The organism is Cohnella phaseoli (genome assembly GCF_003386235.1).
Classification (GTDB): Bacteria; Bacillota; Bacilli; order Paenibacillales; family Paenibacillaceae; genus Cohnella; species Cohnella phaseoli.
Window position 1 is genome coordinate 168,466 of sequence record NZ_QRDZ01000005.1, and the last position, 18,964, is coordinate 187,429.

Genomic DNA, 18,964 nt, shown 5'->3' on the forward strand with positions numbered 1-18,964 from the left:
CAAGTAAAAGAACGTAAAGAGAACGAGATTGTAAGCGCTATTAGCCGAACCTACAATGAAACTATAATTCTCGAGAATTAGTACGACATCCAACCAGGGGGAATAGCATTGAGCAGAAAACGGCTTACGATCGCGTTAGTTGTTTGCATGTTACTCAGTTCGATATTATTGGCCGCATGCGCGAAAGAGGAACCAAGCGGCAGTCAGGAGACGACACAGACCGGCGAGCCGAACGAATCGGCTTCGAATGGAGGCGATTCCGAGGCGAGCAAGGGTGAGGCGTCGGAAGCTAAAGATCCGCTGGGGAAATACGAGGAACCGATTACGGTGACTCAGGTGCTGGGATTCGCTCCGCCGCAGGATGCGAACACGCCGAAGAGCACGACTCCGGAAACGAACGGATACGTGACGAAGCTGAAGGAAATGTTGAACATCGACTTAAAATATTTGTGGACGGTGCCTACGGATCAATTCGCGCAAAAGTTCTCGCTCTCCGTCGCCTCGGGAGAGCTGCCCGATGTGATGGCGGTGAGTCAAAGCGAATTTGAGAAATTCAGGGAAGACGGCCTGCTGGCCGATCTAACGGACGCCTATCGCCAATATGCGTCGCCTGCCTTGAAGGCCTATGTGGAGAAAGACGGCGGAACCGCGCTCAAAATGTTTACGGACGCCGACGGCAAAATCCTCGGTCTGCCGAACTATCTGGATCCTTACTCGAGTTTGCAATTGTTATGGATTCGTACCGATTGGCTTGAAGCCCTGAACCTGGAAGTGCCGCAAACGATCGAGGAGTTGGAGAAAGTCGCCGAAGCGTTCGTGAACGACGACCCGGATCGCAACGGGAAAAAAGATACGTACGGCATCACGATGAATAAGGCTCTGATTACTTGGGGGTTCGATGCCAGAGGTCCGTTCTATAGCATGGGGGCGTATCCGAAAGCATGGGTCAAAGGCAGCGACGGCACACTGGTCGCCGGCGAGACGCAGCCGGAGACGCGGAAAGCGCTGGAGAAGCTGCAAACCTGGTACAAGAAAGGAATTCTCGATAAAGAGTTCGCGTTTAAGGATATCGACAAAGTCGTGGAAGACGTGGTTGCAGGCAAAGTCGGCATTTCCTTCGGCGAATGGTGGTACCCGGAATGGCCGTTGAATTTGAACAAAGACGGGGATCCGAAGGCCAAATGGCAGGCCTATCCTCTTCCGTCCTTCGAAGGAAAACAGGGTATTCCTCTGATTCCCAAAATGAACGTAACGAAAATTCTAGTCGCGAACAAGGATATGAAAAACCCCGAAGCGTTAGTCAAAATGGCGAATTTCTACGAGGAAATTTCTTCGCCGAAATATGCGGACGAAAATAAACCGGAAAACGGGTACGTCTACAATTGGTTCGAACCGCGATTCTACAATCCGACGGCGATTGCGGACACGTATAAGAGAGTTAACGAAGCGCTGACATCGAAAGATGAAAGCGGTCTGGATCCCGGCGACAAACCCATCTATGACGGGGCGGTCCAATATTTGGCCGGCGACGCGAGCAAATGGGGACATTTCATGAGCCGTGTGGCCGAGAACGGCGGTTGGGGCTTAACGGAAAGGATGAAGGCCCAGCCGGTCGTCTACAACGAATTTGCCGGCGTGCCGACGCCGACGCAGGTGGAGAAAGGCGCGTCGCTCGAGAAGCTGACGGACGAAACTTTCCTTAAAATTATCGTCGGTTCCGCTCCGATTGCCGAGTTCGACAAATACGTGGAGAGCTGGGGCAAGCTTGGGGGCAACGACATCACGAACGAAGTAAACGACTGGTATGCGGAGCAATCGAAAAAATAAGCAAGAAGCGGGGGAGAAAGGTCAGGTTTCTCCCCCGTGTTCTTAAACATGGGCAAAATGCCTTAGCGGAGGACCAATGAACAGAAGGAACTACGGACTCAAACAGTTTAAGCTCGAGTCGCCTCTTCACTTGATGCTTATACCGGGAGTCATCGCCACGTTGATCTATGCCTACGGGCCGATGGCGGGTATCGTCATGGCGTTTCAGAAATTCCGGCCGACGCTGGGCTTTCTGAAGTCGAAATGGATAGGCCTCGACAACTTCGAATATGTGTTTCATTTGCCGGATTTCATGCAAGTTTTATGGAATACGCTCATCATCGCCGTATTGAAAATCGTGTTCGGTTTGCTGATCCCGCTCGTATTGGCGCTGCTTCTAAACGAGGTGCGCAAAATGGCGTTCAAAAGAATCGTGCAAACGAGCGTGTTTTTACCCTTTTTCTTGTCCTGGACCGTTCTGGCCGGCGTTCTCTTCGAAATCTTCTCGCTGAAAGGTCCCATGAACGGTATACTTGCGGCAGTCGGTCTGGAACCGATCATGTTTATGGGCAGCGACGGATGGTTTCGAGCGATTCTGGTCGGTTCCGACGTGTGGAAGGGAATGGGCTACAACATGATCATTTTCCTGGCCGCCATTACCGGCATCAATCCAAGCCTGTATGAAGCCGCCGTCGTCGACGGAGCGGGGAGATGGAAGCAGATGGCGCACATTACGCTGCCGGGCATGGCCCAAATCCTTATTTTGATCTCGACGTTGAGCTTGGGCGGCGTTCTGAACGCGGGCTTCGAGCAAATTTTGCTCCTGTACAATCCTACCGTATACGGCAGCGCCGACATTATCGATACGTTCGTCTACCGGATGGGGTTATTCGATCAGCAATACGGACCGGCTGCGGCAATCGGATTGTTCAAATCCGCGATCTCGCTCGTGTTGGTCGGACTGTCCTATACGTTAGCCTACCGGTTGAGCAACTATAGAATATTTTAGAAGATTCGGGTGGTTCTCTATGGTGTATAAAAATTCGTTCTCCAGGAAATTGTTTATCGTCTGCAACGCGCTTCTGCTGGGGGCGATTACGTTCCTATGCATCGTGCCTTTCGTGCATTTGCTGGCCGTTTCGTTAAGCTCCAACACGGCGGCGATGGCCGCCGAGGTCAAGCTATGGCCGATCGGATTTACGCTGGACGCCTATGCGTATCTCGGACAGAAAGTCGAATTTTTCCGGTCGCTGTGGGTCACGCTGCAGAGAGTCGTATTGGGAACGGCAATCAATATGCTGCTGGTCGTATTGTCCGCCTATCCGCTTTCCAAGGAAGCGAAGCAATTTCGGTTCAGAACGTTATATGTATGGTTTTTCGCCGTGACGATGTTTTTCGGCGGCGGGTTGATTCCGACCTACATTGTCGTCAAGGAAACGGGATTGATGAACTCGATCTGGGCGCTCATCTTGCCGGGGGCGTTAAGCGTATGGTACATGGTGCTGCTGCTCAATTTTTTCCGGAACATTCCGAAGGAGATGGAGGAGGCGGCTTTCATAGACGGCGCCGGCCACTGGAAGCTGTTGTGGAGCATTTTCCTGCCGGTTTCCAAGCCGGCGATCGCCACCATTTTCCTGTTTACGGTGGTCGGGCATTGGAATTCGTGGTTTGACGGCATTTTGTATATGAACTCCCCTGAGAAGTATCCGCTTCAAACCTATTTATCGACGCTGGTCAATTCGTTGAATAAAATCAGCATTACCGTTGACGACTTGAGCCTGCTTCAAAACTTAAGCGACAAGACGTTGCGAACCGCGCAAATTTTCTTGGGCGCTTTGCCGATTATGCTCGTGTACCCGTTCCTGCAGAAGCATTTTACGAAGGGGATTACGATTGGAAGCGTGAAGGGATAACAGCGGCTGTGGAAGCCGAATTCATGACGAAAGGGGAGGGATTTCGATGTCCGTTTGGAAAATAAAGCCCGTCTTCTTGGCGATCTGCATGAGCGCGATTCTAACCGTAACCGGGGTTTGGAGCGGAGGCGCAACGGTCTTGGGAGCGGAACCCGGGACCGCGCAAACGATTACTCCGACCGAAAATACGGACGGGCTGTTGAAAAATCCGGCAATGGGCTGGATGCTGTATGTCGACAATACGGCCGATGCGTTCGAGGATCCGGATAAGTATTGGGCCGACTTCGGAGTAGCCGCCGACCATGCAAGCATCTTGCTGATTCGCGCCCCTTGGTCGCAGTTCGAGCCGGAAGAGGGGCGGTATGCCTGGCTGTACGACGACAAGTATAAGCGGCTTATTCAAGGCGCGAAAGATCGGGGAATCAAGCTTGCGCTCGAGGTGTTCGTGAATTCGCAGGATGCTTACAGGCAGGCGACGCCGGATTACGTTCGCGCAGCCGGAGCGGAGGGCAAGTGGCTTCCGTTCGGCAGAGGGATCAAGTCTAACATCCGCTCGGTAACGACGACGGCCGGCAGCTATAGCGGGTCGATCTCGGACATCCTGGACAACAGCGAAGCGACATCCTGGACGTCCGCATTAAACGTGTCGTTTCCGCAGTACATTACGTTCAACTTCGGCGACGATGCCATTATTGGCAACACCATATCGATCGTGTCCGAATACGGCTCCGGCCAAGGGATTACGAAGGTAGACGTCGAGTACTTGAACGGTTCCGATTGGGTGACGGCAGCCGCGAACGTGCCCATCGTCTGGGGGACGAATTCCGATACGGAGGAAGTGCGGAACGTTAGCTTTCCCGCCGTGGAGTCGACCGCCATTCGTCTGAAAATTACCGATGCCAATAAGAAATACGGAAACTTCGGAATCAGCGAAGTTTACTTGTCGGACAACAGTCCGACCGAGCAATACTGGACGCCTTACGAGGACGATCCTGTCTTCCGCGAGAAGTTCGACGTTTTCCTTGATGCGTTCGCGGCGGAGTATGACGATCCTGCGATTACCGATTTCGTGGACGTATACGGATTGGGATGGTGGGGCGAGATGCACAATCTGAATCTGAAGATGGAAACGGAGCAGCAGGCGGCGAACTGGCTGACGGATAAGTTTACGTCCAGATTTTCCCGCGTCTTGCTCAATTCCGTCGAAGGCGGCTATTTAATCGATTTGGCGGATCAAACGGCCATCAACGGCATTACCGCAGGCATTAGAAGAGCCAGCTATGCTTCGCCGCAATATCTCCCTCAGGAAGCGAAAGATAAAATCGTGTCCGTCTGGAAGAAGGGTGTCCCGGTGTTTGCCGAAAACAACTTTCAAGTATACGACACCTGGAGAACGACGTGGTCGCCATTCTATCCGAATGTGGGAACGATGCTTCGGCAAGCGGTTATAGAAGCCATTTACACCCATTCGAACGTCCTGGATTTACGCCGCCCGGACGACGCGACCACATGGATCACGAGATATCCCGAGCTGGTGCATTACTTTAACAAATACGGCGGCTATCGTTTCGTGCTCAATTCCGTCAAGCTTCCTGCCGAGATTGACTCCGGCGCAACTTTCGCGATCAATCAATCCTGGAAAAATACGAGCGTCGGCCTATTCCCGAACAAGAGGCCGAATTGGAACCATAAGTACAAAGTTGCTTATGCATTGCTCGACAAAACGAATGGAACGAAAGTCAGTCATTCTATCGTGGACGATGTCGAACCGGGGGACTGGCTCAGAGGACAGGATTACGCATACAGTTCCGAGATCAGCTTCCCCGGCGCGAGCGCAGGGGAATACGACTTAGGCGTGGCGATTGTCGATACGACGCTCGGAGATAAGCCGGCGATCCAGTTGGCGATCATGAATGCAAAGTCGGTCGAAGGTTGGTACAGCATCGGCGAAATCCTCGTACGGTAGTTTCATATTGAAAGGAGGCGGAGTTCGTTGAGACGATTATGGAGGAAAGCCGCGCTTTCCGCGATGTCGATCGTGTTGACGGTTGCAGCGTTGTTTCCGCAGCTAACTGCGGGCGCTAAAGACGACCGGTATGAGCGAGAGGCGGAAGCGCTTCACCAGTTAGGCTTATATAACGGGATAAGCAACCGGTTATTCAATCCCGATCTGGATGGGAGACCGACCCGCGAGACAGCGATCCTGTTCCTGTCCCGACTGTTCGGTCATAAGGTTCAGCAATTGTCATCCGAGAAAACGGATCGTCTGTTAGGAAGTTATCGGGATCATGCCGATATTTCTTCCGGTGCGCGAGCCCATTTCGCCTATGCGATTCAAGAAGGGCTGGTGAAGGGCGAATCGGCAAGCCGATTGGGTCCGAAATCTCCGATCGGCCTGGAGCAATATAGTACGCTCGTATTGCGTTACCTCGGTTTCGATCCGGTCTACGGAAAAGCGCTGGAGCAATTGATCGAACGCGGCATCCTTACGAAACAAGAGGCATCCGGATGGGGAAAAGCGAATTTCGATAAAGCTGCGATGATCGGGATCGCCTATCAAGTGTTGACAGCCCAGAACAGCAAGAATGTAAAAGTGATAAACATGCTGGTCGAACTTGGCGCAGTGAATTCGGAAATAGCTGGAAAACTGGGGATATGGACGCCGGAAACGGAAACGGAAACGGAGCAGGTGCCCGGGACGCCAACGTCTTCGCCGTCGTCATCGCCATCACCATCGCCATCACCATCGCCATCACCATCACCATCGCCATCACCATCGCCATCACCGTCATCGCCATCACCATCATCATCGCCATCACCGTCACCGGAGCCAGAACCGGCGGAACAGCCTAAAAACTATGCGCCTTGGGCAACGGCCTCAACCGGATTCGGATCGAAGACTCCGATTACGATGTTGAACGACGGGAACGACGAATCGGTATGGAGCAGCAATGTGACGCCGGAGTTCCCGAATTGGATCGTTCTGGATCTGGGCGAATTGGCCATCAAGACGAGCAAGATCAGCGTCATCACCTGGTTTGCCCAAGGACAGGGAATAACCGACATAGACGTCGATTATTGGGCGGACGGCCAGTGGAAAACGGCGCTGCAGCACGTATCGCTCGATTGGCAAACGAACGATGTAACGAAAGAAGCGAAACCTATCGAGCTGCCCGACATCGTGACGAGCAAAATTCGCCTCACCGTCCATGCCGCCAACACGATTTGGGGGAATGTGGCGATCAACGATATTCAATGGTGGGGAGTCGAGCCGCCTCCAGCCGTCGTTAACGTCGCGCCGGAAGGCGAGTTTACCGTATCGGGAGTCGCGGATTCCGCCGGAATCGACCGGTTAAACGACGGGAACGAGCAGAATGTATGGGTAGGTGTTCGCAACGGGCAGACTCCCGTTTATTTGAACCTGGACATGGGAGAGAACAGGGCCCATGTCGACAAGCTTACTATTCTATCGTCGGACATCTCGAATCAGGGAATACGAGAGATCGATATGGAATACTTCAACGGCGATAGATGGGTGACGCTTAAACGGAACGAGCCATTGTCGTGGATACCCGCGACGTCGGGAACCGACCAAGCCGAAGTGGCGTTCGATCCGGTCTCGACCCATAAGATCAGAATCAAGATTAATCAAGTGGCGGCTGCGGATCACTCGTTTGCCATTCATGAAATCAAGGTTTGGGGCTATACGAATCGACCGCCTGAACTGCAGTCCAATGCCAACGCGGCGGTGGGAGCGGCGATTTCTTCCGATCTGTCGGGCATTCCCGGACAATCTCTAACGGCTCTGAACGACGGAGATCTTACGACAAGTTGGGCGAGCGCGACGGATCAGTCCTTCCCGGGAAAAATAACACTAACGTTCGATCGAGAGATCGCGACGAATAAAATCAGTTTGATCGCTTCCAACGGGAGAACGAGCGGCGTTGCGAACGTTACGGTCGACTATTTGAACGGTTCCGTCTGGGAAACCGCTGCCGCCAACGTGTCGATGACTTGGAATTCGGATACGGAGACCGTCGAGTATGGGGATATTCGCTTCAGCGCCATCACGACGAGTACCATCCGGATTCAGGTAAATGCCGGTTATTCAACGCAAGGGCAGATCGGTCTTCATGAAATTAAAGTTTGGGAAGCACAACGTACGATGCCGCAAGAACCGCCGCTGCCGCCTATGCCGCCGCTTCCGGAGCCGGAGATTCCGTCTGTCGAACCCGAACCGGTGAACGTCGCAGGCACGGCAACGGTCAGTACAACGATTCCGCTGAGAGACGGGTATGCCATCGATTTGATCAATAACGGCAGCATGGAGTCCGCCTGGAGTTCCGGCGTCGGCGTCACCTTCCCCGGAACGATTACGTTGGACTGGGGAAATCAGGCGATCAAGACGGACAAAATGACGATTTATACGTGGTATGGTCAGGGCCAGGGAATTACGAATGTGGACGTCGAGTACGACGTGGATGGCGCATGGGTCACGGCGGCCGCAAATCAATCGCTGACCTGGACGACGAACGACGGGACGATCGAAGCGCTCGACATCGTTTACCCGTCTATCGAAACGAGTAAAATTCGATTAGTCGTTCGAAATGCGAATGTGTCATGGGGGAATATCGGCATCAATGAAATGAAAGTATGGAGTAAAAGCTGATCGAATCTACTATTATCTTTACCGTGGAGGATCCAACATGGCTGCCAAGATCGTAACTTATCCAGGACCGCCGGAGGAGGCGGCATCGTCGGACTATACCGTGACGGTGAACGGAGAACCTGTTTTTTGCTATACGAGTTATAGATTCAATAAGGATCGACCCGAGCGGATCATTAACGGCAAAGGGATGAAAGATCGGGAAGTATCGCCGATATCGTTCGCTTATTTCGATTTTGAAGGCGAGGTCACCGTGTCGATTACGGCGGCGCGTGACTTCTCCGAAGTGGCGATCCGGCCGCTCTCCCTGCGCGTCGAGCCGAAAGAGGCCGGGAATGTCATCCGGTTTACGTTGAATAAGCCGGGGACCTATATCGTAGAACCGTACGGACCGGATAGACCGATTCATATTTTCGCCAATCCTCTCGAAACGAACGTGCCGAATCCCGTAGATTCGTCCGTGCGCTATTTTACGCCGGGTATTCATTACATTGACCCGCTTAGCCTGAACGACAATGAAACGGTATATATCGCAGGCGGCGCCATCGTGTACGCCAACATTCAGGAAGAGGATTTGTCGGAATGGGACGATATGACGTTCCAGAAGGCGACGTTCGGCGCAACCGGCAAAAAACGCGTTAAAGTGACGGGCAGAGGGATTGTCTGCGGCAGAGACTCTCTTGAAAAAGGGCGCAGGCATAAGCTGCTGGAATTCACGAAATGCGAAGACGTCGAAGTGGATGGAGTCATCTTAAGAGAGTCGTCGGGCTGGTCGTTCGCCGTATTCGAGTCCGAGCGGGTGAGTATCGACAACGTCCGAATCGTAGGGCACTACATCAACAATGACGGCATCGATATATGCAGCTCGCGCCATGTTCGGGTCAAGAACTGCTTCTGCCATAATGCGGATGATTCCTTCCTCATTAAAGCCCATCACGCTCCGGTGGACGACGTCGTGTTCGAAAATTGCGTCGCCTGGAACGATGTCGCAACGAGCTTCGGAATCGTTTGCGAAACCGCCCATCAAGTGACAAATGTTTTTTTTCGGGATTGCACGGTCGTTCATTCCACCTTTCCATGCTGGATTCCGGATGCCGGCGGCGTTCTGGCCGTCTGGAACGATTATGGGGGAGACGTTCAAGGCATTCATTATGAGAATATCGTTATCGAAGACGCATGCGCAGACAAGCAGGTCGTCAAACTCAATATTACGAACGTTCACGGGCTGAACGATTCGCAAAGAGGGAGCATTCGCGACATCTCGTTCCGCAATGTCGAGGTTCTCCATACAAAGGATGAGCGGATCGCGTTCTTAAGTCCGTTCGAACAAGGAGCGGTTTCCGGAATTGTGCTGGAGCGGGTAGCAATCAATGGGAAACCCGTCAACTCTGCTCAGGATAGCCGGATCGTGAACGAGGGAGCGACCGATATTCGAGTGAGGGGTTAAAGGGGAGGAATACCGTTGATCCAGATGGAAAACGAGCATTTGCGCGTAATCGTCGACGAAACGGACGGAAGCATGCAAGCTCTTATCGTAAAGGGCGACAAGTACGGGATGAACTGGCTGCCGGATCAAGATGCCGAGCCGTGGATCCCCGCCTGGAAAAAGTGGGGACTCGGATTCGTTACGATACAGGACCGCAAATATCGTTGGGAGAAGGGCGACCCGGTCGGCGGCGGTTCCCGATCCGTCGAATACCGATACCGGTTGGCAAACCGAGGGACGGAGGAGGAGGAGGACGGCGAGTTCCGCGCCTTGACGCTTTCCGTGCTAAGAAGGCTCGAAGGCGAAGCTTTGGAGGAAGAGTTCATATTCGGCAACGCGGGCGAGCGTTACATGCTGCTGGACGAGATCGGGATTTACTCGACTTTTTACGATGCCTATCCGGTTGTGTCGGGCGACGCCCTTTCGAGGAGAGCTCATATGCACATATGGACAGGCGGCGGTGTGTCTTATGTGAAATGCATCCGGATGAGCGCCGAGAAGCCTCACTTGGCCATGTTGACCGTTGCCGGCGAGGTTCAGGAATATCAAGTGGAGGAGAAGCATAGCTCCAATCAGCGGGGAGTTATCGCTTTAACGGGCAAACACATCCGGATCGCGAGCGATAAAGCTTACTCCGTCAAACGAGTTTTTTTCGCTTATGCAGACGAAACGGATTTTCACCGAAAAGTAACGAAATACAGCGGCTACCCGTATTTGGAATTCGATCTCATGGCCGCGTCTGTAGGAACGCGCGTGCAAGTTGCCGTTAAGGAAGCAGGCGATCTGGAAAAGCTCGTCATCGGAGAAAATACGTATAGGCCGCGCGAGGGGGAAGTTGTCTCCTTCGTTCTGGACAAAGCGGGGACGATCGAGGGAAAAGTTTTTTTCGGAGGCAAGCAATCCGCGATTCGATGGTATGGCATACCGGCCATAGACGAGCTGATGAAAAGACGCGCCGAGTTTATCGTATCGAAGCAACAGCTGCGCGAGGACGGCGATATTCGGAATGGGGCGTTCCTGCCCTACGACCGGGAGGCCGACCGTCTGATCAAAGTCGAGGACATCGAAGAGTTATACGCAAGCATCCCCGACCGTAACGATGCGCGGGAGAGAGTCGGGATGGGGGCTTTTTTGGCCGCACATTGCCGGCTCCATCCCGACACCGCGAATAGGGAGGCATTAACGCGCTACTACTCATTTATTCGGACCCATATAATATCCGAAGATTACGGGATATGGGACAGCTGTTTCCGGGAACGGACAGCCAAGTACTACGGCGAAACTGTTCCCGGCACGAAGGACATGACGTTCAGGGGGTTCAACTATTTTTTTGTCGGCGTTTTTTTGCTGAAAATGTACCGGCTAACCAAGCAGCGGATGTACTTGGACGACCTGGTCGGCGTGCTGGGCAAATATTTCGGCAAGTTTCCCCTATCCGATCTGTCTTTCGGGCTGAATCCGCGTGAAGTCGATATTGCGCTGAAGGAAGCAGGCATGACGGAAGAGGCGGAGCGGCTAGCATGCCATTTCAAGGATAAAGCGTATGCTTTCGTCCGAATGGAGGAGCAGTATGCGCCGAGCGAGGTTAACTATGAGCAAAGCACGGTCGCCGGCGTAGTTATGTTTTTGCTCGATACGTATCGGTTGACCGGAGACCGGCACATCCTGGAGGGGGCGCATAAGCATTTGGCGTTGCTGGAAGGTTTTGACGGCTGCCAGCCGGATTTTCGAATGCACGGAGTAGGGCTCCGGCATTGGGACGGGTTTTGGTTCGGGCATTACGAGCTATGGGGGGATACATTGCCTCATCAATGGAGTACGCTGTCCGCCTATGCGTATTATCGATATTACCAGATCACGTCGGACAAAACGTATTACCATAAGTCGATTCGAAGCCTTAACGCAAATCTTTGCTTATTTCGGGAGGACGGATCGGCCGATTACGTCTTCATCTATCCGCATAAAGTAAACGGAAGATCGGGTCATGCGTTCGATCCGATCAGCAACGATCAGGATTGGGCGCTCTATTATTATCTGGAAATCGCCGGCGAAGCTTGAGGCGTTCGCCCTCGATCGATAGGCGGCCCGGTACTACGGATGCTCTCGTCGTCCAGAAACGGATCCCGCCTTCTGGCGTAGTAAATCGATACGTAGCGAAAACGGAACCTCTCAGGGGGTTCCGTTTCTTGTATATACGTACCTCTCAGCCCTCCAAATATCACTCCAAAAGAGGGATATGCCTCAAGCCTGCATTATGGTTATATAAAACTAGTATTTTTATGTTCATTTGGGGGGACTGAAATGTCGAAGCTGCTTAACTACAAAAAGTTGGCTCTGCTGCTCGCCATAATCGTATTTACGACTGCAGCGCTGCCGTTAGGTGCACCGAACAAAGCGTTGGCATCAACCTGCGACGGCGTAACGCCAGGAACGACTTCCGCTTGTCCCATTATGATTTTCGGCGCCGTTGGGTTGGCTGCGATGGGAGGCAACGATAATCTGGAGTTGCATTATGCGCTCGGGGCGGACATCGACTTATCCGCTTATTTAAGTCCGGGAGGCGGAGGGTACAATGGTGGGGACGGCTGGAAGCCGGTCGGGTCCAGCGGCGGTCTTTCAAATGCATTCAGAGGCACATTTAACGGAAACGGCCATACGATTTCCAATCTGAAAATCAATAGCACTGCAGGGGCAGTCGGGTTATTCGGCGCAACCTCAGAAGCTGTTATTCGAAATGTAGGCTTGATCAATGTCGATGTTACGGGAACCGGAGCGAATAGCGATGTCGGCGGTTTGGTTGGAAATCTGAATAGCTCGACACTTGAAAACGTTTATGTTACCGGGTCGGTTGAAGGTGTGGATAATGTAGGCGGACTGGCCGGATATGCCGTTGGGATTCAGATAGCGCCCAGCGCAATCCGTACTTCTTACGTGTCGGTCGAGGTAACCGGAACTGGATCCAGCGATGTTGGAGGACTCATCGGTTATTGGCAAGGCGACGCGATTAACGTGTCAGCATCCTATTACAATAAAGAATTGGCCAACTCTTCTGCGATCGGTATCGGTTTAACAACAGCACAAATGAAGTCTGCCGCGAGTTTCAACTCCTTGTGGGACTTCTCCGAACAAGGGCAATGGGGCATTGTTGAAGGCATGACATTTCCGATGCACCGCACAACGCTTGACCAAATTGTAGTGGACGAATTGACCGTCAATGATGGCGCAATCGCATACGAGCCGGCGTTTGCCCCTCATACCTCGACCTACTCAAGCCGGGTAACGGGCGAAGTAGATCGTGTCACCGTATCCGTATATTCAAGCAGCGGCCGCATGAACGTATCGATTGGCGGCGAGGATACGGACTCGAAAGTTATTTCGCTGATTCCCGGTGAAAACAATGTCAACATCGCGGTTTCAACTGACGTTACCGTGCCAGGGGCCGATACCGATCCGTTCGAAGCGATCTATACGCTTCAAGTGATTCGCGAAAATGGAACAGATTACCGGCACCGTATCACAACCGCCTCACAGCTTGCGGCGATCGGAGCCGCTTCTTACGAGTTGAGCGACAGTTATGAGTTAATGAACGATTTGGATCTGACAGGTCTGAACTGGGACCCGATCGGAGACACTGGTCAGCCGTTCACGGGAACCTTCGAAGGCAATAGATACATCATCCGCAATTTGAATGTGGCTGGGTCGCATGACGACGCAGGGTTATTCGCGGCGTCTTCAGGTACGATTCAAAATATCGGCTTGGAGAATGCATCCGTATCGGGCGGCGGCCGAGTCGGAGGATTGGTCGGCAACAACTCGGGAACCATTTCGAATGCCTATGTAAAAGGCAGCGTTGTCGGTGACGAGCAGGTCGGCGGATTAATCGGATTTAACGGCGGAACCGCAACGGTGGAATATACCTATGCTGCAGGGCATGTTAGCGGAACAGATCATACTGGGGGACTGATCGGAGAAAGCTCTGCCGGTATGGCGACCGCCTCTTACTGGGACGCCGAAGTCGGCGGACTTAACGCTTCTGGCGGCGGAGAAGGGAAAACAACCGCTGACATGCAACTTGAGAATACTTATTCGGGTTGGGATTTTGCCGGAACCTGGGCGATGATTAACGGGACAACGTATCCGATGTTTAATCGTCATATTGACAATCTAAAGCTCCAAGCTTTGGCTGCAACGCCCAATGCCGGCGTGTTATCTTGGAATCCCGCTGTTTTTGTACCGGATCAAGGCGCATACGTTCTGGCGGCGGATCGATACATTAAAACCGTTTATGTTGCCGCCAATCCCGCCGATTCAAATACGACAGTGACGATTGGGGCAGTGGAATCGGCTTCGACGCAAGTGGCCGTAACACCTGGGAGCAATGCGATCCTGATCGGAACGAAGGGGATAAACGGCCAGCCGAATGGCGCATACCGGCTGACGGTCGAGGTTCCCGCTCCCGAACTGACCGGACTTGTCGTTCCGCCCTCCCGATATTACGGCATCGGCGACGCACTGACTTTCACGGTGAGCTATGAGGGAGACATCGATGTCGTGAATACCCCGGTCATTCCCGTTACGATCGGAGAAGGGGCGGACGCCACAACGGTTTACGCAGCTTATGTCGGGCAACCTGCCGGTGAGCGGAATAAGCTGATTTTCACGTATGTCGTTCAGGAGGGGCTTGTCCATTCGACCGACATTGCAGTTGGGACGCACATTCAATTGCCGGGTGGCGCCGGGATCAATGCCGCTGCGACGACCGTTGCAGTTCCGCTTGCCTTGCCGGCTGCGGCAACAACGGGCATTATGATCGATTCCGTAAGACCGGAAATTATGTTGACTCAACAGCCAGCGAGCATGGTAACGACCAATAGCCCGGTGACGGTAACGGCAACCCTGGACGGTACGGGAAGCGATATTGCCGCGGCTAAGTGGGCGGAAGGAGCGAGAGCCGCCGATTATTTTGCTACAGACGGTCAGTTGCTTTCCGGGGGGAGCTTCCAGGTTGCCGCTAACGGAACGTATTCGGTGTATGCTATAGACGAAGCGGGCAATGAAGCCGTGGCGCAGATTGCGATTTCGAATATTCGCCAGCCATCAAATGGATCGGGAAGCTCGGGGAACTCGGGAGCTGCACCCGAACCGTCGACTCCTTCCACAGGTCCGGCATTAACGATCGATTCCGATGGCGGGATCACGCTGCGGGTTGATCCTTCATCTATCGTTAAGGAAAAGCTTGAGGACGGCACAATTGTCGAGCATGTCGCATTAACGGATGAAGTTATGGGTCGAGTGCTGGAACTGCTCGGAAAAGCGCGAAAACCGTTCGTCACCGTCGTGATCGGCGACTCGGGGCAGGCTGTTCAGACGCAGTTTTCCTGGTCGTCCCTGGCCAAAGTGAAGAGCGCCTATCCGGATACCGTTTTCAAAGTCGAGCTTAACGCTTCCAGCTATGAGCTTCCGGTGAAAGTGCTGAATCCGGGGGCGCAGGCGACACATGTGAATGTCTTCATTTCCAAGGTGGTCGGACAAGAGAAGGAACGGCTTGAGCAAGCGGCAAGCAGCGCCGGACATAAGCTGATTGGGGATGCGTTGGACTATAGAGTGACCGTGTCGGTGGACGGCAAAGAGACGGAAGTCAGGGAGTTAGGCGGAACGTATAGGGTTCGAGGGATCGTGCTGAACGAGGGGATACCCGCCAAGCAAATGACTGCGGTTCTGTACGACCCCGCAACGCGGACGTTTTCCTTCGTTCCGGCCGTGACCGCGACAAGGGTGGACGGCAAACGGGAAATAGCGATCAAGGTTTCGCACAACAGCATTTATGCCCTCTTGGAGACAGGCAGCAGATCATTTTCCGATCTTGACGGCCATTGGGCGAAAGGCGCAGTAGAGTTGCTTGCAGCCAAGCTGATCGTAAGCGGAGTGTCGGATACGGACTTTGCGCCGGGCGATTTGATTACGCGAGCCGAGTTCACGGCCTTGCTAGTTCGCGCATTAGGATTGCAAGTCGAGCCGACTTCCGGGAGCGGCCACTTCGTCGATGTTGCCAAGGAGGATTGGTTCGCGCCTGTAGTGGATGCCGGAGTAAGAGCGGGATTGATCAAGGGCTTATCGAAGGATAAATTCGCTCCCGGCGTCCGCATAACACGAGAACAGATGGCCGTTATGTTTGGCAACGCGCTTGCGCTCGTGGGTCATTCTGCAATGGATGCGGATCGCGTGGCGACCGCTCTAGATAGGTTTGAGGATAACGCTGGGGTCTCCGCATGGGCCAGATCGGCGGTTGCCCAGTCGCTAGCCGCAGGAATCGTCACCGGAATGACGGAGGACGCGATCGCGCCGTCCGCTGCTGCGACCAGAGCGCAAGCCGCGGTCATGCTGAGGCGCTTCCTGCAATACGTCAAATTTATGGACTGAATTGAATATGCAACTGGCGAAGCGGGGCTGTCCTATAAGCGATATTGCTTACAGGATAGCCCCGTTTTTCCACGTAGGGACGGGAGGGAAGAGCTAGTTCGTCATACGGGACGCTTGCTCGAAATGAGCCCGGACCGCGCCGCGATTTTTAAGCTCAAGCTTTTTATAAATATTTTTGCAATGGCTTTTGACGGTTTCGATCGAATTGTTCAGGCTGCCGGCGATGAAGGCGTTCGAACGGCCTTCGAGCAGCAATTGGAGTACCTTGTATTCGGCGGGGGTGAGCAGATCTGCGGCTTTGCCGAACCCGTCCGCATTCGGCGCTGCGGATCGGGGCGTCTGCAGCAGTTGTTCGTAGAACACGGCCGTATCGCCTTCCTCCTTAAGAGCCAAACGTAGCTGCTTCTCGTATTTCGCGAGCAGAGGGCCGATCCGTTTCCAGTCCTTGTAGAACAATTGGACATAGCCTTCTTCATGAACGATCTGCAGCGCCTGCTCCAGGTGAAGAACGGCGGAGGCGATGTTTCTCGTTCTATCGCTGAACAGGGCCAGCAGCAGGTGCAGCTCCGCTTTATAGTAGTGACGGTACAAGCTTTGGCTGTAATGAAGCAGGCTTTCGGCAAATGCGCCGCCCCTATCGAATTCTTCCGTATACAGCCAAGCTCTCAGCAGGGTTAAATACTTGTACATGTAGTTGTGATCATGCGTTCCCGTCGTACTCTCTTCCTGATCGGCAAGCCATCGTTTTACCGAGTCGGCAGCGCCGGTTTCCATGCCAATCCGCGCCTTGCAGGCATCAAGCAGCCATGTTGCTTCCGGTTGTTCGGCCAACAGGGTTTGCGTCTCCTCAAGCAGTCTCTCTGCGTTCGTCGCATTTCCTTCATTTAACCTTATCTGAACGAGCGTTAGCGTCGTTGGAATCAGCAAGCCGGGATCTCTGCGGTCCAACCCGATTCTGCGTCCGATCAGCAAGCGCCTCTCGGCGTCGTCCAGTTGATGGCGTTCGTAATAGCACTCGCCAAGCAGCGCCTGAAAATAACCGTATCCTACGCTGTCTCCCCGCCACTTCTTTTCCGCATATTCGCACATCGTAATCGACTGGTCCAACGAACCCCAGTGACCGAAGGCGCTCTTGAACAGAGAGCCGACGGGTTTGCTGATCGAGCTGGTATGGCAATAGATCAATCCCCGGCCGTTCAGGCGGGATTCCGTCTCCTGCATAAACGCCGTGCCTTTCTCCTTATCGTGGCGCAAGTAATAAACGATCGAGTGAAAGGAGGCGATATAGCCGCGCAAATCCTCTCCGGTGAGTGAGAACAGGTAGACCTGGTCCTCCCGCATGCCGGCTTCTGTCTGATGGAGGACCGTTTCCGCTGTTGAAATCCTCTGATCAGTAATCAGGAACCACGCGTACAAGATCGCCGCTGTAGGCGATTTGATCAGTTCCTTGAGGGGGAAGGCGTCTAGCGCTTGGAGAAGCTTTTTGGTCGGATGGGAGAAGAGAGACGGGATATCGGCAAGCAAAGCGTTCGTCGCCCGTTCATAGTTCGAAATAGGCAGCCAATGCCGAACGGCGTCGAGTAGAAGGCCTTCATTTTCCAGCCACGAACCATACCGGTTGTACAGTCGTTCATACTCCGCCGGCTCGGTTTGTTTGAAATGACGGCGCAGGAAATCGGCATATAACGGATGATAACGATAGCGATCGGAGGCCTCTTGGAACAGAAATAGGCCGCTTCCTGCAATATGCTCGATGGTATTGACCGTCTGAGAGTGTTGCGTTAACGCGAAAGCGAGGTCTGCATCAAAAAAGTCGGGCAGCGCTGTTTGCAGCATAAAGGACTGTATTTGGGGGGATTGCCATAAAAACACGCGATGCAAAAAATAGCTATGCATGTCGGGTACAATCGCGTCGAGGGCTGCGTCCGGCTTCCATCTCTGGGCTCTGCTTCCGTCCAAATACGAAATAAAGCCGTTTACGGCCGGCAACCAGCCCTCGGTTAGATGCTCCAGAGATTGAATGACGCGGTTCTCCAACTCGATGCCGGTGCCTATGCGTACGATTTGCTTCATCTCGACGGCATCCAGCTTCAAATGATCGGAGGTAATAACGAGCAAATCCGAATGAGGAATCCGGGCGTCGCTGAGCAGAGGCGTCACGTCCCTACCTGCAATGTATAAGCGAACGTGCCCAGGGGCTTGGACGATCAGATCCGTCAACATATCGCGAATGTCCGCTTCATGAATGGCCTCGAACCGGTCAAGGAATAGACGGATTTCATCCCGAGCGTAGAACGATCGTACGACCGCTTCTAAAGAGGGAGGCCCCTCAACTTCCTTTTCAACCGGGAGGATCGCAGCCAAGCGATCTAGCAAACGCGCTCGGTCGTTGTCCGATTCCTCCAGCGTTAACCAACCGGTAAAAATTGCGGGAGACGTCGAGTTTGACCAATCTTTCATAAGCGCCGATTTACCGTAACCTGTCGGTGCGGTAAAAAGTGTTAAGGAGCGATGCGATTCGCGCTGCAACAGTTGCAGGCAGCGGGAGCGGGGGATTCGAACCATGCGCATGGTCTATTTCCTACCTTTCTTCGCGCATACGATTTCCCAAATTATATCATAATCAAGGTTTGGAGGATGGAACAGGCGAGCATCGAAAATGCTTTAGTGGCA

At 53.4% G+C, this 18,964-nt stretch carries 9 protein-coding genes; 8 read left to right on the forward strand and 1 reads right to left on the reverse strand.

Annotated features, from left to right (window positions below):
* The first annotated feature begins 108 nt into the window (after positions 1-108).
* From DFP98_RS08375 to DFP98_RS08410, 8 genes are all read left to right on the forward strand, one after another.
* Entirely contained in the window at positions 109-1,827 is a 1,719-nt protein-coding gene (locus DFP98_RS08375; RefSeq protein WP_246016458.1) for an extracellular solute-binding protein, read from the forward strand.
* 76 nt (positions 1,828-1,903) lie between these two features.
* Entirely contained in the window at positions 1,904-2,815 is a 912-nt protein-coding gene (locus DFP98_RS08380; RefSeq protein ID WP_116060125.1) for an ABC transporter permease, read from the forward strand.
* A gap of 19 nt (positions 2,816-2,834) precedes the next feature.
* Positions 2,835-3,719: a carbohydrate ABC transporter permease gene (locus tag DFP98_RS08385; RefSeq protein WP_181917569.1), complete on the forward strand. Its 885-nt coding sequence runs from the start codon at positions 2,835-2,837 to the stop codon at positions 3,717-3,719.
* A 46-nt stretch (positions 3,720-3,765) separates the two neighbouring features.
* Positions 3,766-5,685: a DUF4832 domain-containing protein gene (locus DFP98_RS08390; RefSeq protein ID WP_116060126.1), complete on the forward strand. Its 1,920-nt coding sequence runs from the start codon at positions 3,766-3,768 to the stop codon at positions 5,683-5,685.
* A 27-nt stretch (positions 5,686-5,712) separates the two neighbouring features.
* The gene (locus DFP98_RS08395; protein ID WP_116060127.1) at positions 5,713-8,388 is read left to right on the forward strand and encodes a discoidin domain-containing protein; all 2,676 of its coding nucleotides are present in this window, start codon (positions 5,713-5,715) and stop codon (positions 8,386-8,388) included.
* 37 nt (positions 8,389-8,425) lie between these two features.
* The gene (locus DFP98_RS08400; RefSeq protein ID WP_116060128.1) at positions 8,426-9,832 is read left to right on the forward strand and encodes a glycosyl hydrolase family 28 protein; all 1,407 of its coding nucleotides are present in this window, start codon (positions 8,426-8,428) and stop codon (positions 9,830-9,832) included.
* A gap of 15 nt (positions 9,833-9,847) precedes the next feature.
* Complete coding sequence (locus DFP98_RS08405; protein WP_116060129.1) at positions 9,848-11,929, forward strand: hypothetical protein; 2,082 nt, start codon at positions 9,848-9,850, stop codon at positions 11,927-11,929.
* Positions 11,930-12,172: 243 nt separating this feature from the next.
* A complete protein-coding gene (locus DFP98_RS08410) occupies positions 12,173-16,291 on the forward strand; it encodes an S-layer homology domain-containing protein (RefSeq protein WP_116060130.1) in 4,119 nt (1,372 codons plus the stop codon).
* Between the two features lie 93 nt (positions 16,292-16,384).
* Here the strand turns inward: DFP98_RS08410 and DFP98_RS08415 are convergent, their stop codons facing one another.
* On the reverse strand, positions 16,385-18,862 hold the full coding sequence (locus DFP98_RS08415; protein WP_116060131.1) for a winged helix-turn-helix domain-containing protein: 2,478 nt from the start codon (positions 18,860-18,862) through the stop codon (positions 16,385-16,387).
* Positions 18,863-18,964: the final 102 nt, after the last annotated feature.

Excerpts from the sequence above, each read along its gene's own strand:
- DFP98_RS08380 (WP_116060125.1), top strand. The coding sequence starts at position 1,904 with ATGAACAGAAGGAACTACGGACTCAAACAGTTTAAGCTCGAGTCGCCT.
- DFP98_RS08385 (WP_181917569.1), top strand. The coding sequence starts at position 2,835 with ATGGTGTATAAAAATTCGTTCTCCAGGAAATTGTTTATCGTCTGCAAC.
- DFP98_RS08390 (WP_116060126.1), top strand. The coding sequence starts at position 3,766 with ATGTCCGTTTGGAAAATAAAGCCCGTCTTCTTGGCGATCTGCATGAGC.
- DFP98_RS08400 (WP_116060128.1), top strand. The coding sequence starts at position 8,426 with ATGGCTGCCAAGATCGTAACTTATCCAGGACCGCCGGAGGAGGCGGCA.
- DFP98_RS08410 (WP_116060130.1), top strand. The coding sequence starts at position 12,173 with ATGTCGAAGCTGCTTAACTACAAAAAGTTGGCTCTGCTGCTCGCCATA.
- DFP98_RS08415 (WP_116060131.1), bottom strand. The coding sequence starts at position 18,862 with ATGCGCATGGTTCGAATCCCCCGCTCCCGCTGCCTGCAACTGTTGCAG.